A 12,934-nucleotide genomic window follows, 5' to 3' on the forward strand; every position below is an offset into this window, starting at 1 on the left:
CACTGCTGTCAGCAGTGCCAGCTGGCGGTGCTCACCGGCAGCTCCGAGCCCTCGGTCGAGGTCTCCATCTCCTGCAGTTCGAGAATCGTCATGTCGTCACCTCCTTTCGTGTTGCCTTGGTTGCCCTTCCTCTCCCCTTCTCCTGATGTCGCGGCCTTGGGCAGCGCGGCGGTGCCACGCGGTCGCGATCAGGTGCCCGCTGACCGGGTCACGGCTTCTGCGGGCGGAAAAAGGGGAGAAACTCGCTCGGCTCTTCCAAGGCGGTCGCAATGCCTAGGAGGACACCGGCATTTCCAGTGGCCAGGTCCATGGACAGCCGGAGGCTCTGGTCGCCCGGGAACGCGAGCCGACCCCGGTAGGACAGGGCCAGCCAGCTGAACCGTCGCAGATGACGGCGCACCACGGCTTCGGCGTCGTCGAGCGGAACGTGGTGCCGCAGTCGAGCGACCGTGGCGAGCAGGCCCGCGCGTCCGTTGAAGAGATGGGACTCCGCGACCAGTTCCGTACGGCAGGCGGCAATGATCTCCCGCACGGTCGCTGAGAGCCGCTGGTCCTCCCCGTGGGCAAGGATTTCGTCGGACACCAGCCCGATGCCCGCGCTGCCGCTCTCCAGGTAGGCGAGTGTCCGCCGGCCCGATTCCAGGACCTGTGAGGTTCCGTTGTCCAGAGTGACGCATTCCGCGAGATCGTGGTCGAGCGCGGCACGAGCCATGGCTAGATGCTCTCTGTCGCCAGTGGACTCGTAGAGCCGAAGGAAGAACAGAGCGGGACCCGACCAACCGTGCATCAACCCCGCACGCTTCTCCGTGCCCGACGTTCGCCCCGAACGTACCGACTCCGCCAGCCGTTTCGCTATCTTCCGAACTTCGAGACGGGCGGCCGTGTCTCCATACCGCCCTTCGAAGTACAGCAGGTTGAGCCCGATCCCGGACAGCCCGCTGAACAGCGACATGCCGTGGGTGTGCTCGGTGAGTGGCAGGGACTCGCTGACCACGGCACGGGCCACGTCGTGGTGACCTAGCTTGTCCAGGGCATAGGCGGTTCCATGACGGCCCGTGTAGAAGCCGGGCTGCTCCGGCAGCCCTCGGGAAACGGCATCGAGCAGCCATTGTTCGTGCTCAAGGCTTGGCGGTGCTCCGGTGGCGGCAAGGGCCCAAAGAACACCTGCCGCGCCGTAGGCGAAGCTCGTCGGTCCGTGGCGGAACTGCCGTACGTCTCCGGGGTAGAGCTGATCGATCCGCTCCGGGGTGGCACTCAACCGGATTGCCTCCGCTAGAGAGGTCCGCACGGCACGCCAATCCGGGCTCTCCGTGTCCAGATCGACATCGAGGGGCTGGCCGAGAACCCGCCGCCGTTGAGCGACGAGGTTCGCGGGGAGCCCTGGAGGCACGTGTTCACTGCGCCCTTCCTCAACGCCCATGTCCTGCAGGACGCCCGTGGTGAACCCAGTAGGCAGCGCGAATCTCTCGGCCACCGCGGCGGCCGTCTCCGCGACCTTCCGCGGACCCAACGGAAAGATCCGATTGACCGGCAGGAAGGCCCAGAGCCGGAGGGAGGCGAACGCGTACCGGTCCATCTCTTCCCCCGTGCGGCACCAGGGAGCGGCGAAACCCTGTGCTCCCATGGCCGGCCGATAGCTCTCCTCCTGCCAGAAGGCAGTTTCGAAGTCAATGAACGAGACTGTGCCATCCGCATCCACGAGGACATTCCCGGGATGCAGGTCACCGAAGAAGATCCCCTGTCGGTGGATGTCTTCGAGTAGTTCTCCCACGCGGTCCAGAAGGGCGAGAGCATCGTGGGTGTATTTCTCGATGTCCTGGTCGCTGGGATCGGGCTGAAGGAGGGCATGCGATCGACCGGCCCAGACGAACAAAGGGTCTCCGGGCATCAGTTCCATAGCCAGGAATTCATGCTCCCACACTGTGAAATATCCGTCGACATTCGGAACACCACTTACATCGGAGAGGTGTTCCAGAACACGTCGCTCTCTACGCAGTCGACTGATCGCATCCTGTCCCAGTCGATCGAGCCCGGCATTCGGACGCGCCTCTTTGAGGATGACGGATATTCCATCCGACCGGCGCTCCGCGAGATACACCCCGCCGCCATTGGAGAAGTGAATTGCCTTCTTGACTTCGTAGGGGAAATCAACAGTGTCGCTCTCACGGGCAGCCTCAAGGGCAGGGCGGAGGAATTCCGGGATCTGGACCCATCCCGGCGGCGAAAAGACGGGTTTGCGATGGTCCTGCACCAACGCGCCGTCCGGTCGCACCAAGGCCAGGACGAGTTCCCCGTCCGCATTCAGCGTCCGTGTGTTCCGGAAGCCCCCGTAGCGTACGAAGAGAGGCCCCTTCCCCCAGCGCAGATCGCTCAGGATATACGACCCTGCCTGGCCTCCCTCCGCTTGGAGGAGTGGTGAAAGCTCTTCCAAAATGCCCCCGCACTGCTCCTCATCGGCAGGGTAGATAGCCGCCAGCTTCCCGCTCGACTGCCGCGGTGCGTACTTCGAGTTGAGCACGAGATGCATATTGCTGTCGCGCAGATACTTGAAGGGCAGATCGCGCATGACGCAATATTCCCAGACAATCTCCAGCGCCTGGGGTGCATTGTCCATACGGGCGGAGAGATGAATCTTCCAACCTTGGCTCGGCGGGGAGACCTCTGCCGGTCGAAGCACCGTCCACATGTCCTCATACGTACGAATCCAGCCCTGGGGAATCGGCTTGCTGCTCACCTTGAATTCGGTAGCTGGTTCGACCCACCGGCTTGGAGTGTCATAGAAGGTCAGGTTCGCCCAGCCGAACAGTTGATGGTCTTCCTCCACAGCCGCCGCACTCCTCTCGCCCGGACCGCACGATCACCTCGGACAATCACTGTCCGCCCTGCAGATCAACCAATGTATGGAAGGCGGGTTTATGGACGGTATATTGCCGGTATACGGGCAGGGCAACATGCGCCAGGAACTGCGGTCTTGCTGAATCGGAACCTCAAGGCGACCGGGCATCGAATGGCTCACCTGCACGCCTCGCCGCGTGGCGGAGGAGGGGAGTGCGATTGCCCCCAGGAACAAGCACATGCCGCAGGCGCGGCACAACGGATTCGGCAGACCATCAGAAACTCCTCTGCCCTGCCGAATCAGGCAGTCGCGCCCCTAGAGCCCGTTCGAATCGGCTTCCCTGCAGAGAGGCCACCGCGCATCCCTTCAGCACACACGGCGACCTCCCCTTCGGCGTCCACTACGCGAAGCGCATGTTCATCGGCCAGGCTGCTCCTCGCGGCGCTCTTCCCGGAGCTGCCCGGTGATCAATGTGTCAAGGGCTCTCGGTGAAGCGAACGGACCAGGCGTAGCCGCTCAAGCTGTCCTGGGTGACCCGCCGGACCTCTTTGACCTGGCAACCGTCGTGGGCGTACTTACGAGCGAACCGATCGAGGCGCTCTGCATCGGTGAGATCTTCCATGGACAGGGGTGCTCCGACGACCAGGTCCTCATGAACGATTGTCTCCGTCACAGCACCGTCCGAGCAGGCTGAGCAATGATGCGTTTTGGGTAGGGTCATAGGTGCAGTGTCCTCTTCTTCTGTGGTGCTCTGCAGAGCACCCGCTGCTTGGGAGCCGTGGGCGGATACCCGCTGGGCGAGAAGCGCTCCCGCACCCTCCTCGATGCGAGGACCCAAGCGACACCCTGGGCACCCCGATCACTCTGACTCATGCGGTCAGAAGCCAGGCGCCGGAGACCATCGGCCTTGAGTGTTCGCCGGGTGGGCGGGCCGCCCGAATCATCCCTTTTGGTACCTGCTGCCACCGCCTGTCCTGACGGTCACACAAGAGCAGCGGGCTCTGCATGCTTTGTGGGCACTCGAACTGAGCCGATCCGGCCTCGGATCGTGCACACAAGACGACGTTCACATTGCCGCATGTAAAGCCAAGTTGACGGGCGAGTGGCATCATGTCGTGCTCATGGCAACATCCAGCTCGTGCTTGCCCTGCCCGAGAGCGCCGCGCCATCGTCAGTTGCGGCGTACAGACCCCGTACGCCGCACCCAGCGGGCGCGTGCACTTTTGGCGCGCCACCATTCGAGGAGGACCACTCGATGGCAGCAGTGCGCAACACCAAGCGGCGGATCGTCGCGGCGGTAGCCACCGTGGCGACTGTGGCGTTGGCAGCCGGAGCGGGCGCGATCTTACCCGCCCAGGCAGCCCAGCCCGAGGGCAGAATCCTGCAGGCCGGAGCAGCAGGCGCAGTGCCGGGAAGCTATCTCGTCACACTGAAGCAGACCGCTGGTTTCACCGCGTCCACCGCCCGCGGTAAGCAACTGATAGCCAGCTACGGCGGCCAGATCAAGCGCACCTACACCTCTGCGTTGAACGGCTATGCCGCCACGCTCAGCAACACCGAGGCCAAGCGGCTCGCCGCCGACCCGGCGGTCGCCTCGGTCGAGCAGGACCAGAAGGTCCACTCGACCGCCACCCAGTACAACGCACCCTGGGGCCTTGACCGGATCGACCAGGCGAACCTCCCGCTGAACGGTACGTACACCTACCCTGACTCGGCGGGCATCAACACGACCATCTACGTCCTGGACACCGGGGTGCGCATCACCCACCAGGACATCGTCGGCCGCGCCTTCAACGGCTACGACTTCATCGACAACGACCCCATCGCCCAGGACGGTTACGGGCACGGCACCCATGTCGCCACCACCGCCGCCGGGACCACCTGGGGAGTGGCGAAGAAGGCCAAGATCGTTGCAGTGCGTGTCCTCGGCAACACCGGGTCCGGTACCACCGCTGGCGTCATCGCCGGCGTCGACTGGATCACCGCCAACCATGTGGCCTCCTCCGTTGCGAACGTATCGCTCGGCGGAGGGCCCAGCCCCACACTGGACAACGCGGTCAGGCGGTCGATCGCGTCTGGCGTCACCTACTCCATCGCGGCCGGCAACTCAGGCGCACCCGCGTCGGGTTACTCGCCCGCCCGAGTGACCACTGCGATCACCGTGGGCGCCACGACCAGGACCGATGCCAAGGCCACCTACTCCAACCACGGTCCCATCGTGGACATCTTCGCGCCGGGCTCCGACATCACGGCCGGCTGGAACAACTCTGACACCGCCACCTACACGGGCAACGGCACATCCTTCGCCGCGCCCCATGTTTCCGGTGCTGCCGCGATCTATCTGACCAACCACCCCGGCGCCTCCCCCGCGGCCGTGGCAACGGCACTCGTGAACGGCGCAACGCCCAACGTTCTCACCGCCATCGGAGCGGGCTCCCCGAACAAGCTGCTGAGGCTCGTACCGTAGCGACATGTCGACCGGGGCCCGTACGGGATCATTCCCGTACGGGCCTTCCGTCGCAGGCGACTGTTTCGTGGGCAGAACTCGCTGGTTCCTCACGAACCTCTCCCATCCCGAGCAAGAGCCGTCGGACACTCCCCCGCAGTGACGGTAGTTGGGATTCGCCTTGCCCGGTCCGCGCTCTGGCTTTGGCCAGCCTTCCGGGATGGAGTGGCCTAAAGTGACCGCCATGGTGGGGGAAGTGGGACGCTTGGTGGGTGGACGGTACCGATTGGTCGAGTTGGTGGGCCAGGGCGGTATGGGACGGGTATGGCGGGGGCACGATGAGACCCTCGACCGCAGGGTCGCCGTCAAGGAAGTGGTACTGCCGGCGGGAACTTCGCCGGGTGAGCGGGAGCAGTTGCTTCAACGCACCATGCGCGAGGCGCGGGTGGCAGCGACACTGGGGCACCCCGGGATCATCACCGTCCATGACGTGGTCAAGGACGCTGACGCTCCCTGGATCGTCATGGAGTTCATCCCCGGGGACTCCCTTGGTGGCCTGATCGCCCAGAACGGCAGGCTCCCTTGGCAGAGGGTCGCCGAGATCGGCGCGGAGATCGCCGACGCGCTCGCGCATGCCCACGCCGCTGGCGTTGTCCACCGTGACCTCAAGCCCGACAACATCCTCATCCACGGCGCGCGCACCATCCTCACCGACTTCGGCATCGCCCGTGTCCTCGACGACTCGGCTGGAACCCGGCTCACCCGTACCGGAACAATCGTGGGAACACCTCAGTACATGGCTCCCGAGCAACTCGAAGGCGGGGACGCCACCGCTGCCGGCGATCTCTGGTCACTCGGAGCCACCCTGTACGCCGCCGTCGAAGGCAAGGGCCCCTTCGAAGCTCCTACTTTGATGGCACTCTTCCACGCCATCCTCTCCCAGCCCCTGCCTGCACCCCGGCACGCCGCACAGCTCGCCCCCACCCTGAACGACCTTCTGTCCAAGAATCCCGATCAACGCCCGAGTGCCACTGCCCTCGCCGCCCGACTCACCGGTCTCCATCACCCGCCCACCCGGCCGGACCATCCAGCGCCACCGGCACCGGCACCGAAGTACCAGCCGACCGTCACCGCACCCGCCCGGCAACGTCCGTCCGTGCCACACCCGCCCACCCATATCTCCGCACCGGATACACACGCCACACCGACTACGGGAGGAGCCGGGCGAAGTGGGCCTGCCCGTCGGACGGTCGTCCTGGCCGGGGCCACGGCCGTTGCCGGGATCGCCGGGGCCGCATGGGCGCTCAGACCCGATTCGGACGAGCCCTCGGGCCGACCGAGTACGGCCAGCCTCAAGGGTCACACCAAGGGTGTGTATGCGGTGGCCTTCAGCCCCGATGGGAAGACCGTCGCCAGCGGGGGCGAGGACAACACCGTCCGTTGGTGGAACACGGCCACCAGGTCCCTCACCGCATCGGTCAACGGGCGTTCCCTGGTGTTGGCCGTGGCGTTCAGCCCGGACGGCAAGACCATCGCCACCGGTCACGGTGACAGCACCATCCGGCTATGGCGTGTGGCCGACCGCGGTCTCGTTGCCACCCTCACCGGCCACAGCAAATCGGTGAACGGCGTCGCCTTCAGCCCGGACGGCAAGACCGTCGCCAGCGCGGGCCGGGATCTGACGGTGCGTCTGTGGAAGGTGTCCGACGGGGCCCCCGTCGCCGTCTTCGCCGGCCACACCTCCGATGTGGTCTCCGTCGCCTTCAGCCCCGATGGGAAACACCTCGCCAGCGGCGCCTGGGACAACACGGTCCGCCTCTGGGACGTGGCAGCCGAAAGCCCGCTCGCCACCCTCACCGGCCACACCCTCTATGTGTCGTCGGTCGCCTTCAGCCCCGACGGAAAGTCTCTCGCCAGCGGTGGTTGGGACAAAAAGATCCGGCTGTGGGACGTGGCTTCCCGGACCAGTACCGCCACACTCGATGGGCACACCGAGATCGTGAGAGCCGTCGCGTTCACACCGGATGGCGAGCAGCTCGCCAGTGCCAGCGAGGACGAGACCGTACGCATATGGGACATCCTGCGTCGGGCCAGCACCACCACCCTCTCCGACAGCGCAGGGGCCCTGTGCTCGGTCGCCATCAGCCGGGACGGGAGAACCGTGGCCAGCGCCGACCGGGACGTACGCCTATGGAGTCTCGACTGACCATCGACGCTCCGTCGTCCCCTTCGTCACCGGGCTGGCGACTTCTTGTGTTGGGGGTCCAATCGGTATTCGGGACAGTCGCGATTTTGGCATGCGCCCGGGCCCCATACCGGGACGAATACACCGAGGGTCCGGCGGCGGTGGATCGCGGTCGGAACGGGCTGTTTGCACATCGGGCACATGTACACGTCGGTTTCGCTCTTTGTTTTGGCCATATTTTTACTATATGTCTGCATTTGGGGGAAGGAAAGTGCTGTGTCCTCGCCGTGAGCGCGGACGGGCTCAAACGTCCCGACCCCGTGATCCAGGTGGGGAATCACCGTCATTCACCGCAGGTGGCGGGCCGGGTTGCTCGGGGGTCGCGGAAGCAGCCCCCTGTTCATCGGTCTGTTCCGCACCGCCCATCCGGGCGGACCTTCTGAGGCTGAGGAGCACGGAACCTGCCAGGATCACGACGATGACTGCGAGGCTGATCGGTGAAGGGATCTCGGGGATGCTGGGGCTGATCATCTTGTGGGATGCCTGAAGGATCAGCTTGACACCGATGAAGGCGAGGATGATCGCCAGGCCCTTGCTCAGGTAGTGGAAGCGGTCCAGAAGGCCGGCGAGCATAAAGTAGAGGGCCCGTAGGCCGAGGATGGCGAACGCATTGCTGGTGTAGACGATGAAGGCTTCGTCGCTGACCGCGAGGACGGCCGGAACACTGTCAACAGCGAAGATCAGGTCGGCGGCCTCGATGGACGCCACCACCGCGAGGAGTGGAGTCGCCACCCACTTGCCGGCCTCCTTGACGAAGAACTTCGCCCCGGCATACTCGTCCCGAACCGGGATGATCTTACGAAGCATCCGCACGGCAAAGTTCTTGCCCGGGTCAAAACTCTCCTCCTCGTCCTTGAGGAGTTTGTAGGCGCTGTAGAAGAGCACACCCGCGAAGGCGAACAGCACCGCGGTGAAGCGGCTGACCACGGCCACACCGAGGAAAAGGAAGATCCCGCGGAAGACGAGCGCGCCGATGACCCCCAAGAACAGCACGCGGTGCTGGTAGGCGCGGGGCACCTTGAAGTACGCGAAGATTACGGCGAAGACGAACAGATTGTCGACCGACAGGCTCTTCTCCAGCAGCCAAGCCGTTGTGTACTCGGTGCCGGCAGTGCTGCCGAGGACAAGGAAGACGACCGCGCCGAAGATCACGGCGAGGCTCACCCACAGGCCGCTCCAGAGGGCCGCCTCCTTGAAGCGGATGACGTGCGCGGTCCGGTGGGACAACAGGTCCACCGTCAGCGACACGACCACCGTCGCGGCGAACACACCCCACAGCCAGACCGGAACCTCCAGCACGCCGAACACCCTCACTTTGGCCTGCGCAATAGCCCTTCACGAAAAGTGTGCGGCATCGCGCTACAGGGAGCATGCGCAGCGTTCGGCCCGGCTGGCGGACTGGAGGCGCGCCATCGGTGGCATCCTCCCCATCGACCCGACCCGACCCGACCTGGACGGGATCGGCGGCGCGGTCGGCGGGATCGGTCGGGTCGGGCTCCCGGGTACGGTCGGATGAATGACGGCCCCGAGGCCCTGGGTCTATCGCGCCGAGGAGTTCGGTGCCCAGACCGTGCCCCGTGCCTCGTACTCCATCATCGACTCGATGCCGAGTGCGGCGTCCGGTCCGAGTTCACGGCGGACGATCCACAGGGCGAGTTCCAGCCCCGAGGTGATACCGCCCGCGGTCACCAGGTCGCCGTCGTCCACGACCCGGGCGTTCTTCACCACCCCGCCCTGCGACTCCAGGTCCGCGCGGGCCCTGTGATGGGTGGTGCAGGGGCGGCCACGGGTCAGCCCGGCGGCGGAGCAGAGCATGACGCCCGTGCACAGTGCCGCGATGGTGAGTCCCGGACGTGCCGCCTCGGCCAGTGCACGAGGAAGGGTTCCCCGGTCGATCTCGGCCCATACCCCCGGGCTGTCCCGTCGGCCGTAGCCGCCGCCTGGTACGACCAACACATCGGCCTCTTCGGGCGCCCAGCGGCCGATGCCGCGTAGCCGTGTCCCGTAGGCCGCGGTGACGGCGGCCGGTCCCGAGGCTCTCACGTAGTCGACCTCCACCGGCCGCGAGGTGAAGAACCCCGCAGCGGAGAACACCTCGTACGGCGCGGCGAAGTCGAGCTCCTCCACCCCGTCGAACATGACGACCTGCACTCGAAACGGGCCGGTCCGTTCCTTCGCCGCGACCGGCTGATCCACCGCCGTCGCGGCACTCGTGGAGCCTGTGGCACCCGCCAGCACGCCGGTGGCGCCCAGCGCGGTGGAGGCACGGAGCACGTCCCGTCGGTTCATGCGTGGCATTCGGGTCTCCTCATCGATCCTGGTGGTGATCTGCTCCATTGGTCGGACAGCGGACCATCGGAGTTCCCGTACCGATCAGGGTTTCCGTGGACGGATCGTCAGCGAGGTCCGAAACGGGGCCGGGTGGAGTGTTCCGGCCCGGCTCAGCGATTCCCCACTCCCTGAAGGGCTCTCCTCGTGGGCCCGTACGGGACTCGGCGGATACGAAATCGGCCTCCGTCTGATCCCTGTGCTCCAACCGGTGGGACGCAGGGATCAGCACGAAGGCCGTGGGGGGAGGAGGCTGCCGTACCGCGATGTCCGGTGTGAGGTCTTCGCGGTGCCGTCACACTTCCCAGGAGCCGTTTTAGTTCGTCCTGCGTCGACCGCGGCCGAGGAGCAGGGCGCCCACGGCAAACGCGGCTGCGCCCCCCGCCCAGGCCAGAGCACCTGGCAGAGCACTCGCGGGCTGCGACGGAGCGGAGACCAGTGCGGGCGCGTGCTCGTCCCCGCCATGGCCCGCGTGGCTTACGGTCGAGCGGGGTGCGCTGGTGTCGATCCTCGCCTCGGTCGGGGCTTTGGCCGCGGACACGCCCGCCCCGCCGAAGGTGACGTCCGAGCAGCCGTAGAACGCCTCGGTGCTGTCGTGGCGCTGCCAGACCTTGTAGACGATATGGCGGCCCGTGCGGGCGGGGAGGGTACCGGTGAAGCGGTAGTAGCCGCTGTCGCTGATGCCCGGCGTGGAGTACGTACCCACCGGGGCCGAGTCCAGGTCCGACCACTTCAGCGGCTTCGTCGGGTCGAATCCCTGCTTGGTGATGTACATCGTCATCGTGCCCCGGTGGGCCGCGGTGACCCTCACGTTGAAGTTGTAGGAACCCGCGGTCACCGCCGTGGCGGGCCAGTCGGTGCGGGCCCAGTCGAGTGCGCGGTACTTCACGCGGTTGGCGGAGCAGAGCTTGCCGTCGGGGATGATCTGCTGGTGCCTGCCGTCGGCATTGGCGATGTTCACCTCGTTCCAGTCGTACAGCGGCTGGGTCCCCGAGTCAGCGACAAGGTCCTTGCAGATCTGGGACTTCGGCGTCTCCGGGCCTTCCGCGAAGCATGCGCTCACCCGGCTGACCGGGCCGAAGACGGAGCCGTGCGCACTCGCGGGTGAGGGCGTCAGGGAAAGGAAGGTCGCGGCGGACACGGCCAAAGAGGCCGTGGCGAGGCGGCGTCGGACGGCAGACATGGCGACTCACTCTCGTACGTGTAGGGGACGTCGGGAGGATCTGGACAACACCGCCCCGAGTGCGGGGGGTTGGGGCGGAGGTCTATACCAGAGAATCACATTGGTCCGTACCAATAGCAAGGGGATGCGTACCATCCCCGAGAGATATGGCTGCCGGCTCGCCTTACGGGTGTTCCATCCAGGGTTGGCATCATGGAAGGCGGCGAGCATTTCCGGGGTATGTCCGAGCCAGTGGCCGGCCAACACAACATCATCGGCTTCCGTGCCCACTTCCAACGCCGCATCGAGTCCTCGGTGAGATCGTTGGCGTGACCGGGTGTCTCGGATCGACGCCGCCAGGAATGGCGACTGGCGTCAGTGTGCCGTCGACCGTGAGGCGTGTCAGTCCGTGGGGCTAGCATCCGCGCGTGACCTTTGAACCGCACATGCTTCTCGACACCCCGCTGCCGCCCGGCCGAATGATCACGTCCGAGGACAGCAGCGACGGCAACCAGATTCTCTGGCTGAGCGATGGCCCGGTCGCTCCTGGACTGTGGGCGCGCATACACGCCGAACACGCCCGCACCGGACTGTGGCCCCTCCTGCTCGACTGCCGGGATCCCGGCGACAGCGAGTTCCGGCCCTGGGCCTCGGGTGAGCTGTCCCCCGAGCGCATGTCCTCGCCCGGGGATCACGACCCGGCCGAACTCCTCGCGAACTGGTGGCGCGGGTACACGGTCACCGGCGAGGGACGACGTGCTTCCGCCTGCCGAGCGGCTGGCCGTCACCGCGCCCTTCGGGCAGCGATGGCCGGGCCTGGCCCCCGGCCGGCCGACAGGACCCGATCCGGACAAAGAGGCCGCCGAGTACGCGGAGTTCTTCGCCTCCCTGCGGGCCCGTGTCCGTCTTGGGCTGGTCCCTGCGGCTTCGGGCGCCGACGCACTCGCCATAGCAGGATGGGACGGGCCCGCCAACTACGATAACGACACCGCGAAGTTCTCCACCGTTCTGCGAACCTGGGAGCAGCGCTTCGGAGCACGCGTCGTCGCCGTTGGGTTCGACACCCTCCACCTCAGCATCGCCACCCCGCCGACGCAGACAGAAGACGCGCTCCTCATCGCCGCGGAGCACTTTGCGTTCTGCCCGGACAACATCTGGCAAGGCTCCCGTCCCCACACGCTGATCTCATACGCCGATCAACTCGTTGACGCTCACTCCTGGGAATTCTGGTGGGACTGACCCCAGCACATCTTGGTGTTGGAGCCAGACTCTGAAGAGAGTGTGCACGGCGGCGAGGACGCTTTGATCCGCCTTGCGACTGGTGGCTGGAGCGGGGAACGGGGTAGCGGGGGCGGACCTGTTGGAGCCGGCAAGCGATATGCCCCAACAGTGTGGGAGACAGTCGATCCCACGCCGATGGGCCGACTCGACGACGCTCACGGCTCGCTTCAAGTCCGGAAGGTGCTGCGCGGCTTCATGCAGGGTCCGTCTGCGGAAGGAACATGGAATCCCGGCCTCGAACGCCCTTTTCGCACATTTTGCACCGGAGGCGCAACGAAGTTCCGCAGTTGGCAACAGAGGGTACTCGCGCAATTGCATTGGGTAGCGTTGCGATAGGTGGGGTTCAGGGGCCTCCATTCCACTGGGAGGTGTTGCCCGGCGGAGTCGGGCTGTTGAGTCCCTCCACATTCCGCTCTGTCTCACGGGGAGAACAATATGCACAAGGCTCTTGGCCGAATTGCTGCTGCGACGATTGTCGCCGCATTCGCTCTGCTTCCGCTGGCCGGTACCGCAGCTGCTCTGGCGCCGACCACGCCGGCATCGCAGACCCTCGCATCCGAACCCCGCGAATGCCTTATCTACAAGGGGAAGCTGTACTGCCGCATCCAAGCCTGACCGTGGGACAGGACCCGCTAG

Annotated in this window: 9 protein-coding genes; 3 read left to right on the forward strand and 6 right to left on the reverse strand. The window is 65.9% G+C overall.

What is annotated here, in order from left to right; all coding sequences use genetic code 11:
* Positions 1-8: 8 nt before the first annotated feature.
* From OID54_RS39150 to OID54_RS03885, 3 genes are all read right to left on the reverse strand, one after another.
* Positions 9-92 carry a class III lanthipeptide gene (locus tag OID54_RS39150; RefSeq protein ID WP_443055752.1) on the reverse strand — a complete coding sequence of 28 codons (84 nt, stop codon included), beginning with the start codon at positions 90-92 and terminating at the stop codon, positions 9-11.
* A gap of 116 nt (positions 93-208) precedes the next feature.
* Positions 209-2,824 carry a class III lanthionine synthetase LanKC gene (lanKC, locus tag OID54_RS03880; protein ID WP_329013886.1) on the reverse strand — a complete coding sequence of 872 codons (2,616 nt, stop codon included), beginning with the start codon at positions 2,822-2,824 and terminating at the stop codon, positions 209-211.
* A gap of 487 nt (positions 2,825-3,311) precedes the next feature.
* Positions 3,312-3,509 carry a hypothetical protein gene (locus OID54_RS03885; protein WP_329013888.1) on the reverse strand — a complete coding sequence of 66 codons (198 nt, stop codon included), beginning with the start codon at positions 3,507-3,509 and terminating at the stop codon, positions 3,312-3,314.
* Positions 3,510-4,091: 582 nt separating this feature from the next.
* Between OID54_RS03885 and OID54_RS03890 the strand changes: the two genes are divergently transcribed.
* Positions 4,092-5,303, forward strand: a complete 1,212-nt coding sequence (locus tag OID54_RS03890) for a S8 family peptidase (protein WP_329013890.1) — start codon at positions 4,092-4,094, stop codon at positions 5,301-5,303.
* 199 nt (positions 5,304-5,502) lie between these two features.
* Positions 5,503-7,488, forward strand: a complete 1,986-nt coding sequence (locus tag OID54_RS03895; RefSeq protein ID WP_329013893.1) for a WD40 repeat domain-containing serine/threonine protein kinase — start codon at positions 5,503-5,505, stop codon at positions 7,486-7,488.
* Positions 7,489-7,770: 282 nt separating this feature from the next.
* On the opposite strand, the gene OID54_RS03900 is transcribed toward OID54_RS03895, so the two are convergent.
* The 3 genes from OID54_RS03900 to OID54_RS03910 all read right to left on the reverse strand — a co-directional run bounded on the left by OID54_RS03900 (position 7,771) and on the right by OID54_RS03910 (position 11,038).
* Positions 7,771-8,826, reverse strand: coding sequence for a TerC family protein (locus OID54_RS03900; RefSeq protein WP_329013896.1), 1,056 nt, complete (start codon positions 8,824-8,826; stop codon positions 7,771-7,773).
* Between the two features lie 240 nt (positions 8,827-9,066).
* A complete protein-coding gene (locus OID54_RS03905) occupies positions 9,067-9,816 on the reverse strand; it encodes a DJ-1/PfpI family protein (protein ID WP_329027254.1) in 750 nt (249 codons plus the stop codon).
* A 355-nt stretch (positions 9,817-10,171) separates the two neighbouring features.
* Positions 10,172-11,038: a lytic polysaccharide monooxygenase auxiliary activity family 9 protein gene (locus tag OID54_RS03910; protein WP_329013900.1), complete on the reverse strand. Its 867-nt coding sequence runs from the start codon at positions 11,036-11,038 to the stop codon at positions 10,172-10,174.
* Between the two features lie 735 nt (positions 11,039-11,773).
* Here OID54_RS03910 and OID54_RS03915 point away from each other — a divergent pair.
* Positions 11,774-12,256, forward strand: a complete 483-nt coding sequence (locus OID54_RS03915) for a DUF4253 domain-containing protein (protein ID WP_329013903.1) — start codon at positions 11,774-11,776, stop codon at positions 12,254-12,256.
* Positions 12,257-12,934 lie beyond the last annotated feature (678 nt).

This window comes from Streptomyces sp. NBC_00690 (assembly GCF_036226685.1).
Taxonomy (GTDB): domain Bacteria; phylum Actinomycetota; class Actinomycetes; order Streptomycetales; family Streptomycetaceae; genus Streptomyces.

Coding starts and splice junctions, on each gene's coding strand:
- OID54_RS03905 (WP_329027254.1), bottom strand. CDS start 9,816: ATGAACCGACGGGACGTGCTCCGTGCCTCCACCGCGCTGGGCGCCACC.
- OID54_RS03895 (WP_329013893.1), top strand. CDS start 5,503: ATGGAGTGGCCTAAAGTGACCGCCATGGTGGGGGAAGTGGGACGCTTG.
- OID54_RS39150 (WP_443055752.1), bottom strand. CDS start 92: ATGACGATTCTCGAACTGCAGGAGATGGAGACCTCGACCGAGGGCTCG.
- OID54_RS03910 (WP_329013900.1), bottom strand. CDS start 11,038: ATGTCTGCCGTCCGACGCCGCCTCGCCACGGCCTCTTTGGCCGTGTCC.
- OID54_RS03890 (WP_329013890.1), top strand. CDS start 4,092: ATGGCAGCAGTGCGCAACACCAAGCGGCGGATCGTCGCGGCGGTAGCC.